Genomic DNA, 22,639 nt, shown 5'->3' on the forward strand with positions numbered 1-22,639 from the left:
CTAGGCATGCACGCGAAGCGCCACCGCGGGCCCGCTCCGGCTCAACGCTTCACGAAACGCTCCATCCTCCGGGAGCCGTCGGTCAGGTCGAGCTCGAGCAGACCAGGACCGGACGGCAACCCGCGCACATCGATCGACGCGCGATGCGGTGTGGCGAAGCGGCCCCGTGAAAGCTCGCGCCCCTGCACATCCCGCAGGACCCATGCCTTCAGGCCTGCGCCCACAGGCGCGTCCACGAACAGCGCATCGTCGGCGGGGACCGGATACACGCGCGCAGCAGGCACGCGCTCCTGCGCGAGGCCCACATTGCCGCCCGACAGGTCCACATCATCCACCCACAGCACCGAACCCGGGTTGGTTCCTGAGAACACGGTCAACAACAGGGTGTCAGGCGTGAACATCACCACGGCCGGGGCCGAAAGCAAGGTCCAACCCGAGGTAGGCCCCGTGACCTCCGCATAGGCGGACCCGACCGGAACACCGCCGTTCATGAACAAGGCGAGGATCCGCGCGGTGTCCTGACCCGATGGCTGATACTGCACCCACGCGTTCATCGTGCCGGGCAGATCGGCATAGGGCACACCACCGCTCACACCGAAGCCCGTCACCGTGCCGTTCGTCAGGATGCCAGGAATGGTGTCGTTGCCCACGCCCAGAGTGGTGATGCGCGCGGAGAGCGCACCGCTGTGCGCCTGGGTGGAAGGGATCACCGATGCCAGTTGGTACGGAGCGAGCAGTGCGTTGAAGGAGCTCCACCCGTCCGGGTCCTCGCTCGTCACTTCATCCCACAGCTCGAACTCATGATTGGGCAGCACGTCCGGTGCAGGCGTGATGAAGGACGTGAGCCGCACGGCGTCCACCTCGATCCAGGAGCCATCGGCGATCCCTGCTGGAGCGAAGGGGTTCGAGCTCGCGAAGGCCACCACCACGCTGTCCGGTGCGATGGGCACCCCCTGGTTCACCGGCAGGTCGAAGGCGGTCCAGGCGGCCTGCGTTCCTCCGATCGTGTGCACATCCACGACGGCGAGCACCCCGAAGCTCCAGATGCCCACCAGCACCACGGCCGAATCACCGGGCTGCAGGTCGTAGCGATAGAAACCTTCGATGGCGTCGATTGCGGTGGTGAAGGGCACCCCGGCCACCGGGGCATTGCCATCGATGTTCCCGAGCAGGGCGTACCCGAAGACCGTGTCGTTGCCCAGGATGCGCGTCTCCAGACGCACACCAAAGCTGCCGGAGGCCCCGGGCACCTGGGCGATGGTGTTCAGACCTGGAACCTGCTGTTCGGAAGTGGTCCAGTCGCTCAATCGTTCGTCGAGCACGGTGGTGCTCCACGACTCGAAGCCACTGTTGGTGATGCCCTGCGCCGCAACGGAGAGCGAGAGGGCAAGGACGGCACCGGAAAGCAGGATGCGCAGCGTCATGGTCGGTGGGTGAACAGGCGAAAGCTAGAGGTTCGGCCCGGACCACCGGATCCGGTCAGCGCTTGATGAACCGGAAGCTGCGCAGCCCTTCGGCAAGGTCCACCACCACGAAATAGGAGCCGGCAGAGAGGTCACCGACAGCCATGGACCACATCGATCCTTCTGCGATCGTGGTGCTGCGGAGCATGCGGCCCTGGGCATCGTGGATGCGCACCTGTCGAACACGCCCGTGGTCCACGTGGAGGTACAACATGTCCGTCACCGGATCGGGGTAATGCCTGACCGTGGCCGCGTGCAGGTCTTCCAGACCTTGAGCCAAGGTGATCGATACATCATCGAACTGACCGCTGCCCGGTTGGATGGGACCGCCGATCAGGCCGGAGTTGAACACCAACAGCAGGGTGTCCCCGGTGCCCAGCTCAACGGTATCGGAGAACATCACATAGGTCCACGCGGTACCGATCGCACCCGTGCCCTCCTCCAGCTCGATCACCCCATTGTTGATCCGCCCAAGCCCCATGTAGGCCCCCAGGCAGGCCGGTCCGCCATCGCAGCGCAACCAGGCGGCCATGTCGATGATCTGCCCGTTCGAGAAGCCGGTCAGCCGTTGGAACAGGTAGCTGGGGAAGCAGCCCTGGGTCTGTCCCGCTTCCTTGGAGACGGCCCAGTCGCCCGCAGCAGGCGCACCGCCGGAAACAGCCATCGGGTCCGAACAGGTCCATTCCCAACCGGCGAGCGAGAACTGCCCGGCCTGTTCGAAACTGCCGTTCACCACTTGGGCCTTCAACGGCATAGGGGCCTGCGACAGGAGGATGACGAAGGCGCCGGTGCGGAGGAGTGTGCGATGGTCCATGCCCGGATGACGAGGAATGGGTCGCGAACGCTGCCTGAATACCATGTCATGCACGACCTTCGCGCACATGGCAGGCATCCTACTTTGGTCCATCGTAGCGCTGGTCCTTGCCTCCTCGGGCCTTGGGCTGTTGCTGGTGGGCTACCGCCGTCGTGCCGCCTGGCTCCTCATCCCGGGCGTGCTCTGCCTGATGGCCTCCACCGTGTGTGCCGGCGTGGTGGTGGTGAAGGCCGTGGAGCACGCGGCGGAGCACAAGGAAGTGCGGTGAGCGCTCGTGCCCGAGGCTCCGCAGCAGGCCGTATATTCCGTGGGACTTACAACCCCAACAACACCTCGCCCGGATCCTTGCCGCCGAACACCAGCTTGCTGGGATCCTCGATCATCTCCTTCACCTTGTGCAGGAAGCTCACGCTCTCCTTGCCATCGATGATGCGGTGATGCCCCGCAGGCGCCACGCCTGTGATCTCGTCAAACAGTGCACCCCTTAGGCCTCTTGAACAAAACCGAGATATCAATGCAGCAATCTGCGCTTCTCCACATAAGCTCCCTGCTCAAAATGCCGCATGATATACCGCTCATACTTGGTCAAATGATCGGCACTACGCACCACATGGTCAAAGCATTCTTCCTGCCAGAAAGTGCCTGTACGTCCTATCAGCTTGTTAATGGCCTTGGCCGTATACGACTTCCAGCTGTGCATGATGACAGACAGGTCATAGCCGGGATATGGTACAACCAGAACATGAATATGGTTGCCAGCGATGGCCATGGTCCCGAGTTGGTAGCGTTCGCCATCCCAGAGGTGCAGCGTTTCCAGCATGACCTGCCGAGCCTCCGGTATGCGCAAGGCACATGATCCGGCACCGGCATCCAGCCATTTCTCCACGCGAGCACGGAACAGCTTATGATGCTCCAACTGCACTTCACGCGGCAGGGTGACGATATCCTGCGATCCATACTGCCGGTTCCAGGCGTCCCGGTCCTTCTTCAACTGCTCCAACTGCACCTTGGCCAAACTGTCCGCCTGCCGCCACGTGACGAAGTGCACCTTGCCCGGCTGCTTCCAATGCGGCCGGTTGCGGTAGGTGATCATCAACTCCGCGCGCTTGTCGAAGAAGAGATCGTTCGGGTCCATCTAGCAAGACGGCATCGGTTCGGGATTGAAGGTAATGCGGGGCGGTGGGGGCTCGTCCCACAGGCGCCCCGCCTGTGGTGGAGCGGGGCAATCAAGACTAACGTGATGCAATGATCTCTGAACTGATCATCGCCATAGACGTTCACCAGGGCCTTGTGATCAGGCTGAACAGCTCTTGTCGAAACTGCGCACTACTTCTCAATACATCTGTTCAACTCGAGTTGCCGCTCAGAAGCCGAACCAGTTCTCGGCAATACACGAAAGTGAACACGGTACCGACCATACATCCCGCTAAAAAGATCCACACCCTCGCAACCTCCTACAGCCTCATCCAACGTGTGCCCATTAGCAGGAACTCGGGAATGTATTCGACTGAATAGCACGCATTCGCTCCAACAAAACCGACAAGGAGGTAGATGAATGTCATCAACAGGCCGCCTCCCTTGTCAGCCACTGCCGCGCCGATGATCTCCGACGACAGCAACACCAGTGCTGTTGGAACGCACAGTAGCCCCAAGAAGACGAGCCTACGTCGTTCCCAATAGAGCAGTCGTTGGTTCCGATAGGTCCGCAAAGACCCAAGCGTCGAGGAAGCATGATCATCCATCGCTCAGGGTACAACTACAGTCTGCTACGGATCGTTGTCGCGCCTTCAGTCAACAGGCGAGGCGCCTGTTGCACTACAACCCCAACAACACCTCGCCCGGATCCTTGCCGCCGAACACCAGCTTGCTGGGATCCTCGATCATCTCCTTCACCTTGTGCAGGAAGCTCACGCTCTCCTTGCCATCGATGATGCGGTGATCGTAGCTGAGCGCCACGTACATCACCGGGCGGATCACCACCTGGCCGTTGACGGCCACGGGGCGCTCCACGATGTTGTGCATACCCAGGATGGCGCTATGCGGCGGGTTGATGATGGGTGTGCTGAGCATGCTGCCGAACACCCCGCCATTGGTGATGGTGAAGGTACCACCGGTCATCTCATCGATGCTCAGTTTGCCGTCGCGCGCCTTCACGGCGAGCTCCTTGATCTTCGCTTCGATCTCCGCCAGGCTCATGCGCTCGGCGTTGCGGACGATGGGCACCATCAGCCCCTTGGGACTGCTCACCGCGATGCCGATGTCGGCGTAGTCGAAGGTGACGATCTCGTCGCCCTGGATCTGGCCGTTCACCGCAGGGAACAGGCGCAGCGCCTCCGTCACCGCCTTGGTGAAGAAGCTCATGAAGCCCAGGTTCACGCCTTTCTGCTCCTTGAACTTGTCCTTGTACTTGTCGCGAAGGGCCATCACCGCGCTCATGTCCACCTCGTTGAAGGTGGTGAGCATCGCGGTGGTGTTCTTCACGCTCACCAGGCGCTCGGCCACCTTCTTGCGCAGGGTGGTCATCTTGGCCCGGCTGTCGTTGCGCGTGCCGCCCCAGCCGTTCATCAGCCTGCCGCCAGCATCCACGCCGCCGGCGATGTAGGCCTCCACATCGCTCTTGGTGATGCGGCCGTTGGGGCCGCTCCCCTTCACCTTGCTCGGGTCCACGCCCTTCTCATCCAGCATCGCCTTGGCCACGGGGGTGGCGTGCGCTGCGGCTGCAGGGGCGGGCGCAGGCGCCGCGGCAGGGGCAGGCTTCTTTGCCTCCTGCACCGGCTCCTGCGCCTTGGGCTTGGCCTCGGCCTTCACACTGGTATCGATCTTCGCCACGACGTCGCCCACGTTCACCGTGGCATCCGCGGCGGCGAGCAGTTCGATGCGGCCCTCCGCCTCGGCGCTGAGTTCCAGCGTGGCCTTGTCGCTGTCGATCTCGGCGATCACCTGGTCCTTCTCCACCGTATCGCCGCTCTTCACGAGCCATTGCGCGATGCGGACCTCACTGATGCTCTCTCCGGGGCTGGGGACCTTGATGTCTACGGTGGCCATTGGCGGAATGTGGGAATGCGGTGCTTGTTACTTGAACCTTGACACGTGTTCCTTGTCACTTGCTCAGGCACGGGCCTTTTTGGTCGTGGGCGCTTTCGTGCCGGAGCGGCCCGCCCCGAACGCCTGTTCGATGATGGCCACCTGTTGATTGGCGCTGCGCTTGCTGCTGCCGGTGGCGGGCGCACCGCTCGCCGGACGGCTGATGCACTCGAGCCTCACATCGAGCTCCGGCTGCAGCTGTGTGAGGATGTGCGTCCACGCGCCCATGTTGCGCGGCTCCTCCTGCACCCACAGGAAGCGCTCGGCCTTGGCGTACTTCCGCAACGCCGCCTTGATCGCGTCCACGGGCAGCGGGTGCAACTGCTCCACGCGCAGCAGCGCAGTGTCGGTGATGCCCTGCGCTTCGCGGTGCTCGGCCAGGTCGTGGTGCACCTTGCCCTGGGTGAGGATCACCGTGCGCACCAGCTTCGGATCGGCGGTCGCATCGTCGATGAACGGCTGAAAGCGGCCCTTCGCGAGCTCGTCCAGGGTGCTCACGCACCTCGGGTGGCGCAGCAGGCTCTTGGGCGTGAACACCACCAGCGGTTTGCGGAAGTCCCACGCCAGCTGGCGGCGCAGCACGTGGAAGAAGTTGGCCGGTGTGGTGCAGTTCACCACCACCATGTTCTCGTCGGCGCAGCTCTGCAGGAAGCGCTCCATGCGCGCGCTGCTATGCTCGGCGCCCTGGCCCTCATAGCCGTGCGGGAGCAGCAGCACAAGGCTGTTCTGCGTGTCCCACTTCTCCTCCGCACAACAGAGGTACTGGTCGAGGATGATCTGCGCGCCGTTGACGAAATCGCCGAACTGCGCCTCCCAGATGGTGAGCGTGTTGGGGTTGGTGAGCGCATAGCCGTATTCGAACCCGAGCACCGCGTACTCGCTCAGCAGCGAGTTGTAGATCTGCAGCAGCGCCTGCCCCTCCTGGATGTGCTTCAGGTGGATGAACTCCTCCTCGCTGTCCTCCACCTTCACCACGGCGTGGCGATGGCTGAAGGTGCCGCGTTCCACGTCCTGGCCGGTGAAGCGCACGGGCTTCCCTTCCACGAGCAGCGAACCGTAGGCGAGCAGTTCGGCGAGGCCCCAGTCGAGGGTCTCCTCCTCCATCATCTTCCTGCGGTCGTTGAGGATCTTCTCCAGCTTGCTGAAGAACTTCATGCCGTTGGGGTGAGGCACGGTGAGCTTCTCCCCGATCATCCGCAAGGTCTCCTTCTTCACGCCCGTGGCCGGTGCGGAGAGCAGGTCGGCGACGGTGGCGCGGCGGAAGCCTTTCCAGCGCTCGGCCATGAAGTTGGTGATCCGGCCCACGCGCTGCTGCTTGGCCTCGTTGAGGCGCTCGTCCAGCATGGCGGTGAAGCTGCGCTCCATCTCCGCGGCGAGCTCCTTGGCCCCCTCCACGCCGCTGTCGATCAGCTTCTGCGTGTAGATGGCGCGCGGGTCGGGGTGGGCAGAGATGGCCTTGTACAACATGGGCTGCGTGAACTTGGGCTCGTCGCCTTCGTTGTGGCCATGCTTGCGGTAGCAGAGGATGTCCACCCAGATGTCGGTGCCGTACTTCTGGCGGTAGTCCATCGCCAGCTTCATGGTGAAGGCCACGGCCTCCGCATCGTCGCCGTTCACGTGGAACACCGGGCACTGCGTCACCTTGGCCACGTCGGTGCAGTAGGTGCTGGTGCGCGCGTCGATGTAGTTGGTGGTGAAGCCCACCTGGTTGTTCACCACGATGTGGATGGTGCCGCCGACCTCATAGGCCTTGAGCCCGGCCATCTGCACCACCTCGTACACCACGCCCTGCCCGGCCACCGCCGCATCGCCATGGATGAGGATGGGCGCCGTGATGCCCATCTTGAACTTGTCGTCGTGCTCGATGATGGCGCGGCTGATGCCCTCCATCACGGGACCCACGCTCTCCAGGTGGCTGGGGTTGGGCGCCAGCGTGAGGCGCACCTCCTTGCCGGTGTTGGTCTTCAGCACGGAGCTGTAGCCCATGTGGTACTTCACGTCGCCCTCCACGAGCTCGTCCTCGTAGTCCTTGCCTTCGAACTCGCTGAAGATCTGGTCGTAGCTCTTGCGCAGGGTGTTGGCCAGCACGTTGAGGCGGCCGCGGTGGGCCATGCCGATCACGTACTCGGTGATGCCCTGGCCGGCGCCGTGCTCGATCACCGTGTCCAGCGCGGGGATCAACGCCTCGGCGCCCTCGATGCTGAAGCGCTTGGCGCCGATGAACTTCTTGCCGAGGAACTTCTCGAAGACCACCGCCTCGTTGAGCTTGGCCAGGATGGCCTTCTTCTGCTCGATGGTGAGGTCGGGCGTGTTGCGCGATCCCTCCATCCGCTGCTGCAGCCACTTCACCTTCTCGGGGTTGCGGATGTAGCGGAACTCGGCGCCGATGCTCTGGCAGTAGGTCTGGTCCAGCAGGGCGAGGATGTCGCGCAACTTGGCAGCACCCAGGCCCACCTCGCTGCCGGCGGCGAACACGGTGTCCAGGTCGGCCTCACTGAGCCCGTAGGTGGGCAGGTCCAGGGGCGGGCTGTACTTGCGGCGTTCGCGCACCGGGTTTGTGCGGGTGAAGAGGTGGCCGCGCTGGCGATAGGCGTTGATGAGCTCGATGACCTTGACCTCCTTGGTCAACTGCTCGGACCCCGCTCCCGTGGACGCGGCGACACCGGGGAGCAGGTCGTGCTGCGTGCGGGCCAGCTCGAAGCCTTCGAAGAATCGGGCCCAGCCGGGGTCGACCGAGGCGGGGTCCTTGAGGTATTGCTGGTAGACGGCGTCGAGCGCGGCCGGGTCGGCGTTGCTCAGGTAGGAATGCTTGTCCATTCAGGCGGCGGACCGGGGTGGCAAAGGTAGCCAGCGGACCGGGCCGCTGTACGAGGTTGACCCTCAGGAGGTTACACTCGTCAGGGAATCAAGTCATCAACACTTTGCCTGATTCAAACGATGTTGATCAATGCCTGTCCTTGTACCTGCTCTTTTTGACCAGTTCACGCAACACTTCCATCTGAGCCTTTATCAACTCCTCCAGCATTCTGGCGCGCTCCCGGCTTTCTCCCATTAAGCGTTCAACGATCTCCATGGGTACAGTTTGTTGCTGTTGGTTCTGGATACTCATATACCCGTTGTCCGCATGGTTGTTCGTTAGCGATAAGGAAACCGGCTCTGGCGACCCAAGCTCATCTGGAGGCACATCCAGTACCTTGGCAATGGCACCGACCTGTTCACTGGTCAACCCCTTACCATGTTCCCAGAGGCTGTACGTATTCTGTTTCACCCCGAGCTACGCGGCCATGTATGTCTGCGTATAGTTACGCCACTCTCGAATGTTCTAGACCTTCAGACCGATTCGGAGCATGTTTGACATGGTTCATTACGTTGAACAACTGCTAAATTACTAGACGTTCTTGATAATCCACCATACCTATCAGGATGATCATTAACATGACATCCAAGACCTTCGTGTGCCACTCGACCCAGGGTGGGAAAAAAGAACAAACCATGGACTGCAACAAGTTTTGATCTTCGTGCTCAGGAGCATCCTTGCTCCGCTTGGCGCCCTCGCCCAAGGTCCATCCCTGTGCCCGAATCCTCCTTGCGCACCCGGAATAGCGATTTATCGATGGGAGAACGGCGGGACCCCAACCGTAAAGATCAAATGCTACAACACATCCATCTACAACTGCTTCAGTGTGGAGGCCGGGGTCAGCGTAGTGCATCCTTCAGATATCCTGCCTGGTACTGAGGGGCGGCTGACCATCAACGACAATGACGGCCGACCGGCCGCTCAGCCTGTAAATGTGAGGTATCGTACTCGGGACGAAAGTGATGGGACCTTCCTTTTCGATGTGATCCATTGACGCGATAGGACCGACCAAGTCGATGTCGCCAGCATCAACAGTACCTTCGATCGCAATGGTCCAAGGTGCGGTGCTTGTGGCGATGGCCGTGTGGAGCACGGGTATTCTGCATGCGCAGGCCGAACTCCATGTTTTGCTCAACTTGGCCAATTGCGAAGCCCATTCACGGCAGATCGCCACGTTGAACGACCTGCCCCGAGACCTGAAAAAAACCGTCTGGTTAAGCCGGTCGGACAGCGCTCTGACGCCGTGGGTGGTGGATCGATTTGCTCTTGAAGGGATCAAGCAGCTTGGATTCCGCTATCTCTCCCCTCAACGCTTGAGGGGATACCTCGGCCAGTATGGCACATCCACCTGTTTCGTCACGGTCGGACTGGACACGGTGGACCGATTTCCTCTGGAGGCGCTCCCCTCTCGTGCGGCCGAGATCAAGGATGCGCACGCGCGTGCGAAACTCGACCCTGCCAGAGAAGCCGGGCTTGCGCTCATCGCACCACCAGCCGTGCAGGATCCGAGTGCGGGTCCGGGTTCTCCCTCCATGTATTCTGTCACCACCGGTCGACGTGCTACTGTCGTGCGGACGCGCCGTTGGAAGGTGGAACGAACGGCCGACCAAGGCCCGATCAGCTCGGCCGTCCAACTGGTCGCGACCCAACGTTCAGTCTGGCTGCTGGACGAGATCGTTGGAATGGTATACAGGATGGACCTGGACACTGGCGATCGCGTCCAGCTCGTGAAGATCGGCGATGCGCACGCATTAATGAACCTGGCCTCACGAAGCGCACCGGCCGCCGCAGGTCTTGCGGTACTGGATCTCCGGAGTGAAGGGCTCATCCATGCGCGCACGCCGGAAGAGGGCTGCGGACTGGTCATGTGGTGCGTCGATCCAGCAGCAGATGATCGGAACATCCGTGCGGCCCGAACCCAGCAGGTCGTGTTGACACTGCCGACACAAGGTGAACCGACCTTGACCCGCGTGATCGATCGATCGGCCGTCGATGGACGAGGGCTGATGCTCACCCCGAGCGGCCTTGGGCACCTGGACAGCGTTCATATCGCACAGATCTTCAAGTTGGATGGGGCGGACGAAGGCCATCCGCTCTTCGCCGAGCTGCATTGGCGGGGGGATTCCATGTACGTCGGCCAAACCGTCCCGTTCGACTATTTCAACGAATCCTGGGAAGGGTTGAGGCCCTACCAATTCGTGAACGGCCACTTCAGTGCGGACCACTTCATCTATGCCTCTGCTCCGCGCATGGTGTCGCTTCGGGATGGGAAGCAGAGCGACCTCTCAGCTCTTTTAGCCATACCACCAGGACCTGTCGCCATTCACATGAGGCAGAACTACTTTACCATGAGCATGCATTGCGAAAAGGACACGATCAGCATCGTGTACTTCTCCAACGATGCGTTGCACCTCGCGCGCATCGGTCATGCGCAAGCCGGATCATATACACCGATCGACCTCACGCCCATCCCTTTGAAGGGTCATGACGTGAAAGCGCTTCAACTGATCGGCACGGACCAGCTCCTTGTTCTTTCCGCTGCGTTGGATGAAGTGGTCCTGTTCACGTTCGAGTGACCGCCCGGGAGTGGCGGGTCAACGTTGTGAAAGCGCTTGAGCAGGTTACTTCTCCGCCAACCACGCCGCGTAGCGCATGCGCGTCAGCACCTTCTGCAAGGCGCGCAGCACCAGCTGGCCGGCGAGTTCGGGCAGACCTCCCGCGGCCATGCTGCGTCGGGCGTGCGCCTCGGGCAGGTCCACCCGGTAGAGCACCACGCCGAGCGCATGCTGCCCCTGCCGGTGGCGGTCCTCCACCACCGGCAGCACCTGGGCCCGCAGCGCCTCGAAGGCCCCCTCCCCCACCGCGGGCACCACGAGCTCCGGGGTGTTGAGGTCCTTGCGGAGCTGCGCCACGGTGGCCGCCAGCACCTCCGCACGGTCCAGGCCGTGCAGCAGCCCGCCTCCCGTTGTTGACAGATCGCCGCTCATCCTGTCGAAAACTACGCCGAAGCCCGCGGGAACATGGCACTATTTTCGTCGCCCGCCGGCACCGGACGACCGGCCCTCCACCGCAAACGGCACCAACCCACCATGCGCATCATCCCATCCAGCCTGCTCCTCGCGTTCTGCACCCTCACGGCCACCGCCCAGTACGGCACCTTCGACGCCAACGCGGTGAAGGACGCATCCACCACCACCACCCTGGTGGTGCTCGACGCGGGCGACAGCCCGTACAACCGGGCGATGATGGACGCCGTGAAGGCGCACTGGACCTTCACCAAGAGCGTGGACTTCATCACGGTGAACGACCTGGCCACGCAGCCGCTGGGTGCCGACAAGACCTACCTGGTGAAGACCCTGCGCAACGACCCGGAGAAGTTCACGGGCACGTTCCTCACGCTGATGCGCGGCTGGAAGCAGAAGAAGGGCGAGGTGCTGGAGGTGACGGACAATGCCATCGTGAACCTGCCTCCGTCGCAGGACGTGGCCTTCCTGCAGATCGACCCGGCGGGCATGGCCACCCATGGCACCACCGCCTTCGTCAACCTGTACCTGAAGGCCATCCAGGACTACCTCAAGCAGGTGTCCACCGGCAAGATCACCGACAAGGCCACGGCCGACCGGCTGTACGCCGGCCGCAACCGGCTGCTGCGCGACGAGCTCGACCTGTGGATCGCCAAGGAGCACCTGGACAAGAGCCTGCCCGATGCGGCCGCGGTGAAGACGCACTACACGCACAGGGCACAGGTGATGGACCTGATGCAGTTGAACGCCGCGGTGGGCAAGGGAGAGGGCGGCGTGGCCGTCACCGACGTGCTGCTCACGGGCGAGCACAAGAACAAGCACTGCTTCAAGCGGGTCTTCAAGGTCAGCACTGGTGAACTGATGTACCTGCGGGACGATGCGGCCATCTTCGGCAAGAAGGAAGGGCTGCTGGACGAGGACCTCAAGACCATCGAACGAGCACGCTGAACTCCATCAGGAGCATCCAAGGAAAGGGCGCCACAGGGCGCCTTTTCCGTTCAAGCGCCGAACATTCCGGATCGGCCGTCGTTGCTGGAACATGGACCGGCTGCCTCCTGCGGTGCACGTGACCACCGCCGCGCTTCTCCTCAACCTCGCCCTTGGGCTCTTCGGAGGGCCTCCCTGGCTCATCGGCGGTCTTATCCTGGTGGGACCGGGCCTGGTGCTCTGGATGGTGTGGTCCGTCCTGAACGACCGCCGCGTCCAGGTGCGTGACCTGGACCCGCAGGAAGCCTGGGGCTACCAGGACCGGCCCGACCTGCGCCCCATGGACGAGCAGTGATGGTGAAGGATCGTGAAAAGCGTCAACGAAGTGTGAACGCGGTCGGCTGCTGAACTGCGGCATGTTCCCTTTGCACCATGAGCACGATCCTCATCACCGGTGGAAGCGGACTGATCGGTTCCGCGCTCACGGCTCACCTGCGGCAGGGCGGACACGAGGTGCGCTGGCTCGGCCGCGCGGTCGCCGGGTCGGACGGTGTCGCGGGTTTCGCCTGGCATCCTCGGCTGGGCGCACCTGACGAGGCGGTGCGGGACGTCGAGCATGTGGTGCACCTGGCCGGCGCGCCGATCGCGGACAAACGCTGGAGCAAGGACCGTGTGCGGGAGCTCACCACGAGCCGAACGGCCGGTCCTGAGGCCCTCTGGCAGGCGGCCCAGCGCACCGGGTGGCGGCCGCGCTCCTTCGTCAGCGCATCCGGGTCCGGGTGGTACGGTGCAGGTCGCTGGAACACGCCGCTCGCCGAGGAGGCGCCGTCCGGCAAGGACGTCATCGCCGGCATCACCACGGCCTGGGAGGCAGCGGCGGACCGCTGGTCGCCGCACGCACGGGTGGTCAAGCTCCGCACACCGATCGTGCTGGCGCGCACCGGGGGCGCACTGCCCCGGCTGGTTCGGCTGGCCCGCCTCGGACTGGCCGCAACCTTGGGCGATGGACGGCAGGTGATGACCTGGGTGCACCTGAACGACCTGGTCTCCGCCTATTCGGCCGCGCTCTTCAACACGGACCTGCGTGGGGCCTACAACGTGGCCGCGCCGGAACAGCCGGACAGCCGGACCTTCATACGCACGCTGACGCATGTGCTGCATCGACCCTTCGTGATGCCGGCGGTGCCGGGCATCGCATTGCGCGTGGCGCTCGGTGGCATCGCCGATGTCCTGCTGGGCGGCGGTCCCATGCGCACCAAACGGTTGGAGGCCACCGGCTGGCGGTGTGCGCACCCCGGACTGGAGGCTGCGCTGCGCGATCTGTTGCGGTAGGGTCAGTGCACCCGATCGAGCAGGGCCTGGGCGAGCTCGCGCAGCGGGGCCTTGCGGGCGTCGGCCACGTCGATCGTGTCCAGGGCGTCCAAGGCCATCGCGTGGTGACGCTCCACCTCGGCCGCGGCTTCGGCCTCCACGCCGAGCTCGTCCAGCACGTGCAACATCCGCTGCACGTCGCGTGCCTCGGGCGCCTTCGCCAACTCCTCCCTGAGCTCGGTGCGCCCCGCAGCGTCGCTCTTTTCCAGGCCGCGGATCAGCAGGAAGGTGCGCTTGCCGGCGCGCAGGTCGCCCCCGCGTTGCTTGCCCACCTTGTCGGGATCGCCGAAGGCATCGAGCAGGTCGTCGCGCAGCTGGAAGGCCAGGCCCAGGTGCTCACCCATGGCGCCGATGCGCATGCGCTCGGCGGACGGTGCCTTGGCGAGGGTGGCCCCCACCTGCAGCGCGCAGCCCAGCAGAACGGCGGTCTTCAGGCGGATCATCTCGGTATACTCGTCCACATGCACGTCGGCGCGGTGCTCGAGGTCCATGTCGCGCTGCTGGCCTTCACAGACACCGAGCGCGTAGTGGCTGAAGAGACGGAGCACCTCGGGGTCGCGCGCCATCAACTGATAGGCCTTCACCAGCATGGCATCGCCGCTGAGGATGGCCGTGTTGACGTTCCACTTGGTGTGCACGGTGGGCATGCCCCGGCGCAGCGGCGCCTGGTCCATGATGTCGTCGTGCATCAGGGTGAAGTTGTGGAAGAGCTCGATGCCGAGGGCCTCATCGAGCACATCGTCCGGATCATGGCCGAAGAGCTCGGCGGCGAGCAGCACGGCGCCGGGGCGCACGCGCTTGCCGGGCAGCCGCATCAGGTAGGCCATCGGGGCGTAGAGCGGATCGTCGGGCAGGCCGGCCACCCAGCGCTCGATGCGCTGTTCGATGCGCGCGCGGTGCGCGGCGAGGATCCCGGTGCTCATCCCTCGGTGAGCCGCATGAGGTATTCCCCGTAGCCGCTCTTGATCAGGGGACGCGCGAGGGCGTGCAGTTGTTCGGCGGTGATGTAGCCTTTCTTGTAGGCCACCTCCTCGATGCAACCGATGCGCAGGCCCTGCCGCTCCTCGATCACCTGCACGAACTGGCCGGCCTGCATCAGGCTGCGGAAGGTCCCGGTGTCGAGCCAGGCGGTACCGCGGTCCATGATCTCCACCTTCAACCGGCCCTGCCGCAGGTACTCCCGGTTCACATCGGTGATCTCGTACTCGCCCCGTGCACTGGGCTTGAGCGCGGCCGCGATGTCCACCACGTCGTTGGCGTAGAAGTACAGGCCGGGCACCGCATGGTTGCTCTTGGGCCGCTCCGGCTTCTCCTCGATGCTCAGCACGCGGTTGTCCGCGTCGAACTCCACCACGCCGTAGCGCTCGGGATCGCTCACGTGGTACGCGAACACCAGGCCACCGTCCGGGTCCGTGTGCTGGGCGAGCATGCGGCCGAAGCCGCGGCCGTAGAAGATGTTGTCACCCAGGATCAGCGCCACGGGGTCGCGCCCCACGAAGTCGCGGCCGATCACGAAGGCCTGTGCCAGTCCGTTGGGCACCGGCTGCTCGGCGTAGGTGAAGCTGCAGCCCAGCTGGGCGCCGTCGCCCAGCAGCTTGCGGAAGCTCGGCAGGTCGTGCGGGGTGCTGATGATGAGCACCTCGCGGACGCCGGCCGCCAGCAGGGTGCTGAGCGGGTAGTAGATCATGGGCTTGTCGTACACCGGCATCAGTTGCTTGCTCACGGCGAGCGTCAGCGGGTGCAGGCGGGTGCCGGATCCCCCGGCCAGGATGATGCCTTTCATTCGTCGTCGGTGGTGCTGTCGGTGGCCAGCGCCGCGGTGTTGTCACGCCCGGGCTCGAGCTTCAGTTCCATCAGGTCGATGTCCTCCTCCTCATCGAGGATCTCCAACAGCGGTTCCTCGAAGGCCTTCGTCATCAGCGCCTTGTTGAAGGAGATCAGCAATGAGGGCAGCACCAGCAGGTTGGTGAACATGGCCACCAGCAGGGTGAGGCTGGTGAGGATGCCGAGCGCCTGGATGCCGCCGAAGTGCGAGAAGGCGAACATGCAGAAGCCGGCGAGCAGCACCACGCTGGTGTAGATGATGCCCACGCTCACCTCGCGGGTGGCCAGGTCCACACTGCGCTTCAGGTCATGGCCGGTGAGCCGCAGCTCCAGCCGGTAGCGGGCCAGGAAGTGGATGGCGTTGTCCACCGCGATGCCGAGGGCGATGCCGAAGACCAGGATGGTGCTCGGCTTGATGGGGATGTGCAGGAAGCCCATCAGCCCGGCGGTGACCACCAGGGGGATCAGGTTGGGGATGAGCGACACCACGAGGATCCGCAACGAGTTGAACAGCAGGGCCATCATGCCCACGATGAGCACCACGGCCCAAAAGAGGCTGATCACCAGGTTGCTCACCAGATAGCTGCTGCCCTTCAGGAAGACCACGCTCGTTCCGGTGAGGGTCACCTTGTACTGATCGGCGCTGAACAGGCTGTCCACCTGGGTGCGCAGCTTGCCGAGCACGGCGTCCATGCGCATGGTACCCACGTCGGCCATCTGCACGGTGATGCGGGTGGTGCTGCGCGTGCTGTCCAGGAAGGCCTTGGCCATGCCCTGCTTGCCGTCCAACGCCTCCAGGTACGGCGCGATGAAGGTCTTGTCCGTGCTGGTGAGCAGACCGTAGGCCGCCGGGTCGCCACCGTAGAAGGCCTGGCGGGTGAACTTCACGGCGTCCACGATGCTCAGCGGTCGGCTGAACTCAGGGTGCGTGGCCAGGGTGTCGCCCAGACGGTCGATGCGCTTGAGGGTGGCGTCCTTGAACACCCCGTTGCGCTTGCCGGTGGACACCAGGACCTCCAGCGGCATCACGCCCTTGAAGTGCCGCTCGAAGAACCGCAGGTCGGTGAGCACGGGGTTGTCCTCCGGCAGGTCGTCCACGATGCGGCTCTCGTCGCGCAGGCGCAACATGCCGAACAGCGCGAAGACGAAGACGAAGGCGGTGATGGCGTAGATCAGCGGCCGGCGGTCGCGCACTGTGCGCACGATCCACTCCACGGCGGCATCGAGCCAGCGACGCTCCAGGTGCTTGAGGTGGCGCGGCTTGGGCGCGGGCATATAGCTGAAGAGCACGGGGATCAGCAGCATGCTCAGGGCCCAGAGCACCATGATGCCGAACGTGGCGATCCAGCCGAACTCCTTCAGGGTATCGCTGTAGGTGAAGCAGAAGGTGGTGAAGCCCACCGCGGTGGTGGCGTTGGTGAGGAAGGCGGCGGCACCGATGCGGCTGATCACGCGCTGCAGGGCCTTCATCTTGTTGCCGTGGCGCACGTACTCGTAGTGGTACGCGTTGATGAGGAACACGCAATTGGGCACGCCGGTGACGATCACCAGCGGGGCGATCACGCTCATGAGGATGGTGATCTTGTAGCCGAGCAGGCCCATGGCGCCGAAGCTCCAGACCACGCTGATGGCGACCACGCCCATGCAGATCCACATCACGCGCCAGCTTCGGAAGAAGAGCAGCAGCAGCACGCCGCACAGGAACATGCTGAGGCCCATGAACACGGGCATCTCCGCCTTCACCATGCCGGTGCTGCGCACGCGGATATAGGGCAGGCCGCTGAGATGCACCGGCAGCCCCTGCTCGGCCTCGAAGCGGCGCGCATGGGCCTCGATGCGGTCGACGACATCGCCGCGCCGTTCGCTGTTGAAGCGCGCCGCGTCCACGAACACCATCATCAGGCTGGCCTTGGCGCTGTCGTTGTAGAGCAGGTCGGCATAGAAGGGCAGCGCCCGCACACGGGCCCGCAACGAGTCCATGGCCGCCTGGTCCCCCGGTGGGCCCTGCCACAGCTCGCGCAGCCGGAAGCGTTTGAGGCTGTCGTCGCGAAGCAGCTCGAAGAGGTGGGCCTCACTGAACACCGAGTCCACACCGTCCTCCTGCTTCAGGCCGTCGCCCAGGGCACGCCAGGCGGTGAAAGCCTTCGGGGTGTACAGTCCATCGCCCTGCGTGCCGATCACCAGCACGTTGCCGTCCTCGCTGAACTGAGCCAGGAAGCGTTCGTACTCGACATAGGCACTGTCGGTGCGCGGCAGCAGGCCACCGTGCTTGAACTGCATGGCCACATGGGTGGCCTCGTAGCCCATCCAGCCGGTGAGCAGGGCCACCATGACCAGCACCGCGATGCGGTTGCGCAGGATCCTACTCGCCAGCCAGGCCCACATGGGTTCGGACAAAAAGGCCCCGGCCATGCCGGAGCCCGCGCAAAGGAACGAGATCCGGGGCAGAGCGCCTGTTCAACCCTCAGAGGATCAGGGACAAGGTGAGCTTCACGGCCGCGTCATCCTCCAGCCTCCCCGTGGCGTAGGCGCCCACGCGCAGGGCACCAAGCACACCCAGACCCACCACGCCGCTGCGCAACACCTGGTCCAACGCAAGGCCCACTTCCTGGTAGCCGTGTTCCGGGGCCTCGAAGGTCCAACCCACATGGCGGTCCGGATGGTCCAGCGCGCCCACGGCCCCTGAGGCGATGAGCACGGGAAGCGGCCGGGACAGGCGATGGCGCCACAGCACAGGGCCCAGGCCGAAACGCAGGTGCAGTGCTGCGAAGCGGTCGGCCACGAAGCTGTTCGGGGCCATGGTCTCGAAGGCCCATGGCGTGCCGACGGCCAGGTCTTCGGTGGCCGTGCCGCGCAGGTTGAAGAGGAAGGGGGCCGGCACGAGCGGATCGGCCATGCCCGCCACCACCCGCCAGGCCAGGCTGCGCACAGCCCCGCGATGCACATCACCGAGCTGCAGCACCACGCGCCAGAGGTCGCGATCGCCGTTCCAGAGCCCGTCCACCGCACGCCAGGCGTTCACCTGCAGCTCGGGCCGGCCGGCACGGGTCACCGCATGGCGGCCGGGCAGCTGCGCGGTGCGCTCGCCCGGGGCATAGCGCAGACCGAAGGTGACCGCACCGGTCACGAAGCGCCGGTCGTACAGCGTGATCCCATCGCCCACCGCCGTGGCGAAGCGGTAACCCGTGCGATCGCTGCGGTCGGCGCGCTCGGTGCCCAGCCACAGCTTCAAGCCCTCCAGCACCCGCACGCCCACCACGGCTTCCAGCCGGTCCACGGCATCCATGCGCGTGATGTACAGCAGGCGGTAGCCCTCTTCGCTCAGGAGCGTGGGGGGGCGCTGGAAGCCCCAACCGCCGGTCTCGGTCACGTCGCGTTGGGCCGCCACGCGCAGGTCGTGGTCGCGGCCGTTCCAAGGGCGCACCGTCACTTCGCCGCCGAACTTGGTGGCGCGATCGCTGAAGCCGTAGGCCGCGTAGCCGCCGAGCGTGAACCGGCGGCTCACTCGGGCGTTGGTGCGCAGGCCAAGGCCCACGCGGAACCCCTCGTAGCCGTTGTAGGCGATCAAGCGGTCCAGCGGCAGGTCCACCGGGCCCCAGGGGATGGCCCCGCGCAGTAGGGCGTCCAGTCCACGCACCGTGCGGTCCAGGCGCTCGGCGCGGCCCAGGCTGTCGATCGTGCGGTAGGTCATGCGGTCCTTGGCGTCCAGCGGCACCGTGCGCAGGCTGTCCCACATGGTGGCTTCCGTACGGATGTTCATGCGGTCGGCCACCAGGTCGGCACCGCGGAAGGCAGAGCGCGGCAGGTCCGGATCGAGCTCGATGTCGGTGAGGTCCACGCGCACCCGGCCCACCAGCGCATAGGAGCCCACCTGCAGGGTGTTCAGGTACAGCGTGCTCTCCACCTGTTCGGGGAACCAGGTGTCGCCCACGGGCCGGTGCAGCTGCCGCATCCGCATGCCCAGCCCGTTGCGCTGTTCCTTCGGTTCGGCCGTCACATGGTGCACGGCATGGTCGCCGGCGTGGAGGCCCAGCACGCCTTGCAGCCCGTCGAAGCGTGCCCCGGTACGGGGGAAGAAACGGATGATGAACACCGTGTCGCCGGCCTGCGCCAGCGTGTCCTCCAGCACGTAGCGATAGCGGTCCGTGGCACCGGGAGCGATGGGGCTGGGGAAGCGCCGTTCATTGAGCTCGATCAGGGGCTCGTACACCGACCAGCTACGGCTGTTGGCCGCCACGGCCAGCAAGGCCGGGTCCTGCAGGCCGCTCACGCGCAGGGCGAGCACCTCCTCGGTGCGCTGCCCGGGCGGGCGGGCGGTGCAGCGCGTGGCGCTCTCCATCAGCAGCACGTGCTGGCGTTGGGCGAAGCGCACGGCCTCGCGGTCGCTGGAGCCCAGGGCGGCGATGCGCGTGGTGTCGGCCAGCAGCGCGCTGTCCACGGCCAGGGTGAAGACGGTGCGCGCGTAGGAGCGGTAGCGGTGGGCGCGATGGCCCAGGCCATGGTTCAGATGGCGTCGCGCGATGGCTCCTTCGATGAGGGCCAGAGCAGGGTTCACGCCCGGGCGGATGTCCACCGCAGGCAGCTGTTCCACAGCGGGCTGTAGACGGATGACCAAGTGGTCGTCCTCGGATACGGTCACCATCGCTGGCCGAAAGCCGATGCAGCTCACGCGCAGCACGTTCACGTCCCCTGGCACCTCGATCGCGAAGCGACCGTGCAGGTCGGAGCCCACGCCACCCCGCCCATCGGGCAGCTGCACCGCGGCGAAAGGCACGGGCTCACCGCTGCCCGCGTCGAGCACCAGACCGGTGACCACCCGCTGGGCCTGAGCGCATGCGCAACAGGCCAGCAGCAGGGCCGCTGCGGCCAGCCGCGACAGAGGAAGCGTGCGCATGAGGTCCATCGGTGTGACGAGGACAGGGCGCGGAAAGTAACAGCCGGAAGGCGGCCGGGGCCTGTACCTTGGCGGCATGGCCCTTTCGCCCCTGGCCCCGGCCCGCGATGCCGCGCTGTGGGCCCGCTCGTTCACCGGACGCCGGGCCGCGAACGCCTACCGCATCTGGAGCAGCTTCCGCCGGGCGAGCCGCACCAAGGACCCGCGCATCGACGGACTGCCGATGCACATCGCCATCGAGCCCACCACGGCCTGCAACCTGCGCTGCCCCGAATGCCCCAGCGGGCTCCGGAGCTTCACCCGGCCCACCGGCAACCTGCGGCAGGAGCTCTTCACCCGCGTGATCGACGAGCTGGCGCCCGACCTGTGGGGCCTCACCTTCTACTTCCAGGGCGAGCCCTACATCAACCCCGGCTTCCTGGCCATGGTGGCGCACGCCCGGAGCCGCGGGCTCTACACCGCCACGAGCACCAACGCGCATTTCCTCGACGAGGCCAAGGCGGAGGCCACCGTGCGCAGCGGGCTCTCTCGCCTCATCATCTCACTGGATGGCACCACGCAGGAAACGTACTCCGCGTACCGGATCGAAGGCGAACTGGCCCAGGTGATCGAGGGCGCCGAACGCATCGTGACGTGGAAACGGAAGCTGAGGAGCAGCACGCCCCACGTGGTGTTCCAGTTCCTGGTGGTGCGCCCCAACGAGCACCAGATCCCCCAAGCACGCGCCCTCGCCAGGAAGATCGGCGTGGACGACCTGTGGCTGAAGACCGCCCAGGTGTACGACCCCAAGGACGACCACCCTCTGATCCCCACGCAGGACAGGTACTCACGGTACCGCCGCAACGCGCGCGGCGTGTGGGAGGTGAAGAACGCCCTCGACGACCGCTGCTGGAAGATGTGGCACAGCTGCGTGATCACCTGGGACGGCCGCGTGGTGCCCTGCTGCTTCGACAAGGACGCGCACCATGTGCTCGGCGACCTGCGCACGCAGAGCTTCCGTGAGATCTGGACGGGCGAGGCCTACACGGCCTTCCGGCGGAACCTGCTGGCCGCGCGCAGCAGCGTCGAGATATGCCGGAATTGCAGCGAAGGGAGCCCGGTGTGGGCGTAGGACCATGTGCACAAGCCCTACACCTTCATGATGTCCTTCTCTTTCGCCTCGATCAAGGCCTCCACCTTCTTGTTGTAGCCGGCGGTGAGCTTCTCCACCTGGTCCTGACCGTCCTTGATGACGTCCTCGGGCAGCTTGGAGCCCTTGATGGCCTCCATGGCCTTCTGGCGCGCTCCGCGGATGCTCACACGGGCGTGCTCGCCCTCCTTGTGCGCGGCCTTCACCAGGTCCTTGCGGCGCTCCTCGGTGAGCATGGGCACGTTGATGATGACGCTCTCGCCATTGTTGCTGGGGTTGAAGCCCAGGTTGGCGGCCTGGATGGCCTTCTCGATGGCGTCGATCATCTTCTTGTCCCACGGCTGGATCATCAGCGTCCGGGCGTCGGGGGTGTTGACGTTGGCCACCTGGTTGAGGGGCATGTGGGCCCCGTACGCCTCCACGCGCACCGTGTCCAGCATGGCGGGGTTGGCGCGTCCGGTGCGCACCTTGGTGAGCTCGTGCTCCAGATGGTCGATGGCCTTCTGCATCAGGTCCTCGCTCGGGGCGATCAGTGTCTTCACGTCCATCGTCAGGTCGGTTTCGGGATGGCGAAATTAGCAGGACCCCGGGAAGCGGCATCCAGAGCAAGCTCGGTCTCCAGCCTCAAGACCTCGGCTTCCGGCCTCAAGCCCCCAGCCTCCAGCTTCCGGCCGCCGGCCTCCAGCTTTCGCACCCCCGTACCGCTCCACCTCACCCACATCTCGACGGCTGCTTGCCGCTCCGCGCCCTCTGCCCCTCTGCGTGAGCCTCGCCCCCTGCCTCTGGCTTCCGGCCTCAAGCTTCCGGCCTCCTGCCACCAGCTTCAGTACCCTCGCATCGCTCCAGCTCAACAGCATCTCTCCGGCTGCCTGCCGCTCTGCGCCCTCTGCCCCTCTGCGTGAGCATCGCCCTCTGCCTCCAGCCTCAAGCTTCCGGCCTCCTGCCACCAGCTTCAGTACCCTCGCATCGCTCCAGCTCAACAGCATCTCTCCGGCTGCCTGCCGCTCTGCGCCCTCTGCCCCTCTGCGTGAGCATCGCCCTCTGCCTCCGGCTTCCGGCCTCAAGCTTCCGGCCTCCTGCCACCAGCTTCAGTACCCTCGCATCGCTCCAGCTCAACAGCATCTCTCCGGCTGCCTGCCGCTCTGCGCCCTCTGCCCCTCTGCGTGAGCATCGCCCTCTGCCTCCGGCTTCCGGCCTCAAGCTTCCGGCCTCCTGCCACCAGCTTCAGTACCCTCGCATCGCTCCAGCTCAAC

Annotated in this window: 19 protein-coding genes; 6 read left to right on the forward strand and 13 right to left on the reverse strand. The window is 65.0% G+C overall.

Annotated features, from left to right (window positions below; genetic code table 11):
- Positions 1-41: 41 nt before the first annotated feature.
- Together IPJ87_12480 and IPJ87_12485 are read right to left on the reverse strand one after the other, a co-directional pair.
- Positions 42-1,424 carry a hypothetical protein gene (locus tag IPJ87_12480; protein MBK7942669.1) on the reverse strand — a complete coding sequence of 461 codons (1,383 nt, stop codon included), beginning with the start codon at positions 1,422-1,424 and terminating at the stop codon, positions 42-44.
- Positions 1,425-1,479: 55 nt separating this feature from the next.
- The gene (locus IPJ87_12485; protein ID MBK7942670.1) at positions 1,480-2,277 is read right to left on the reverse strand and encodes a T9SS type A sorting domain-containing protein; all 798 of its coding nucleotides are present in this window, start codon (positions 2,275-2,277) and stop codon (positions 1,480-1,482) included.
- Positions 2,278-2,344: 67 nt separating this feature from the next.
- Between IPJ87_12485 and IPJ87_12490 the strand changes: the two genes are divergently transcribed.
- Entirely contained in the window at positions 2,345-2,545 is a 201-nt protein-coding gene (locus IPJ87_12490) for a hypothetical protein (GenBank protein ID MBK7942671.1), read from the forward strand.
- Positions 2,546-2,591: 46 nt separating this feature from the next.
- Here IPJ87_12490 and IPJ87_12495 read toward each other — a convergent pair whose 3' ends face one another.
- The 5 genes from IPJ87_12495 to IPJ87_12515 form a co-directional block, all read right to left on the reverse strand.
- The gene (locus tag IPJ87_12495; protein MBK7942672.1) at positions 2,592-2,801 is read right to left on the reverse strand and encodes a 2-oxo acid dehydrogenase subunit E2; all 210 of its coding nucleotides are present in this window, start codon (positions 2,799-2,801) and stop codon (positions 2,592-2,594) included.
- Entirely contained in the window at positions 2,789-3,412 is a 624-nt protein-coding gene (locus IPJ87_12500) for a transposase (GenBank protein ID MBK7942673.1), read from the reverse strand. Before IPJ87_12500 ends, IPJ87_12495 begins: the two co-directional genes overlap by 13 nt.
- A 680-nt stretch (positions 3,413-4,092) precedes the next feature.
- Entirely contained in the window at positions 4,093-5,322 is a 1,230-nt protein-coding gene (odhB, locus tag IPJ87_12505; protein ID MBK7942674.1) for a 2-oxoglutarate dehydrogenase complex dihydrolipoyllysine-residue succinyltransferase, read from the reverse strand.
- Positions 5,323-5,385: 63 nt separating this feature from the next.
- The gene (locus IPJ87_12510; protein MBK7942675.1) at positions 5,386-8,178 is read right to left on the reverse strand and encodes a 2-oxoglutarate dehydrogenase E1 component; all 2,793 of its coding nucleotides are present in this window, start codon (positions 8,176-8,178) and stop codon (positions 5,386-5,388) included.
- A gap of 127 nt (positions 8,179-8,305) precedes the next feature.
- A complete protein-coding gene (locus IPJ87_12515) occupies positions 8,306-8,629 on the reverse strand; it encodes a hypothetical protein (protein MBK7942676.1) in 324 nt (107 codons plus the stop codon).
- Positions 8,630-9,267: 638 nt separating this feature from the next.
- Between IPJ87_12515 and IPJ87_12520 the strand changes: the two genes are divergently transcribed.
- Positions 9,268-10,794, forward strand: coding sequence for a hypothetical protein (locus IPJ87_12520; GenBank protein MBK7942677.1), 1,527 nt, complete (start codon positions 9,268-9,270; stop codon positions 10,792-10,794).
- Positions 10,795-10,839: 45 nt separating this feature from the next.
- Here IPJ87_12520 and IPJ87_12525 read toward each other — a convergent pair whose 3' ends face one another.
- Positions 10,840-11,205 (reverse strand): hypothetical protein, encoded by a 366-nt coding sequence (locus IPJ87_12525; GenBank protein ID MBK7942678.1) that lies wholly within the window; start codon positions 11,203-11,205, stop codon positions 10,840-10,842.
- A gap of 102 nt (positions 11,206-11,307) precedes the next feature.
- On the opposite strand from IPJ87_12525, the gene IPJ87_12530 reads away from it, so the two are divergent.
- From IPJ87_12530 to IPJ87_12540, 3 genes are all read left to right on the forward strand, one after another.
- Positions 11,308-12,189, forward strand: a complete 882-nt coding sequence (locus IPJ87_12530; protein ID MBK7942679.1) for a hypothetical protein — start codon at positions 11,308-11,310, stop codon at positions 12,187-12,189.
- A gap of 91 nt (positions 12,190-12,280) precedes the next feature.
- Complete coding sequence (locus IPJ87_12535) at positions 12,281-12,523, forward strand: hypothetical protein (protein ID MBK7942680.1); 243 nt, start codon at positions 12,281-12,283, stop codon at positions 12,521-12,523.
- Positions 12,524-12,600: 77 nt separating this feature from the next.
- Complete coding sequence (locus tag IPJ87_12540) at positions 12,601-13,500, forward strand: TIGR01777 family protein (GenBank protein MBK7942681.1); 900 nt, start codon at positions 12,601-12,603, stop codon at positions 13,498-13,500.
- Between the two features lie 2 nt (positions 13,501-13,502).
- Here IPJ87_12540 and IPJ87_12545 read toward each other — a convergent pair whose 3' ends face one another.
- From IPJ87_12545 to IPJ87_12560, 4 genes are all read right to left on the reverse strand, one after another.
- Complete coding sequence (locus tag IPJ87_12545) at positions 13,503-14,462, reverse strand: polyprenyl synthetase family protein (GenBank protein MBK7942682.1); 960 nt, start codon at positions 14,460-14,462, stop codon at positions 13,503-13,505.
- Positions 14,459-15,322: a glucose-1-phosphate thymidylyltransferase RfbA gene (gene rfbA, locus IPJ87_12550; GenBank protein MBK7942683.1), complete on the reverse strand. Its 864-nt coding sequence runs from the start codon at positions 15,320-15,322 to the stop codon at positions 14,459-14,461. The genes IPJ87_12545 and rfbA overlap by 4 nt, the downstream gene beginning before the upstream one ends.
- Positions 15,319-17,748 (reverse strand): MMPL family transporter, encoded by a 2,430-nt coding sequence (locus tag IPJ87_12555; protein ID MBK7942684.1) that lies wholly within the window; start codon positions 17,746-17,748, stop codon positions 15,319-15,321. Before IPJ87_12555 ends, rfbA begins: the two co-directional genes overlap by 4 nt.
- A 79-nt stretch (positions 17,749-17,827) precedes the next feature.
- A complete protein-coding gene (locus IPJ87_12560) occupies positions 17,828-20,257 on the reverse strand; it encodes a carboxypeptidase-like regulatory domain-containing protein (GenBank protein ID MBK7942685.1) in 2,430 nt (809 codons plus the stop codon).
- 76 nt (positions 20,258-20,333) lie between these two features.
- On the opposite strand from IPJ87_12560, the gene IPJ87_12565 reads away from it, so the two are divergent.
- Entirely contained in the window at positions 20,334-21,368 is a 1,035-nt protein-coding gene (locus IPJ87_12565; GenBank protein MBK7942686.1) for an SPASM domain-containing protein, read from the forward strand.
- 17 nt (positions 21,369-21,385) lie between these two features.
- Here IPJ87_12565 and frr read toward each other — a convergent pair whose 3' ends face one another.
- Positions 21,386-21,940 carry a ribosome recycling factor gene (gene frr, locus IPJ87_12570; GenBank protein MBK7942687.1) on the reverse strand — a complete coding sequence of 185 codons (555 nt, stop codon included), beginning with the start codon at positions 21,938-21,940 and terminating at the stop codon, positions 21,386-21,388.
- Positions 21,941-22,639 lie beyond the last annotated feature (699 nt).

The sequence above is a fragment of the Flavobacteriales bacterium genome, assembly GCA_016713875.1.
Lineage (GTDB): Bacteria > Bacteroidota > Bacteroidia > Flavobacteriales_F > PHOS-HE28 > PHOS-HE28.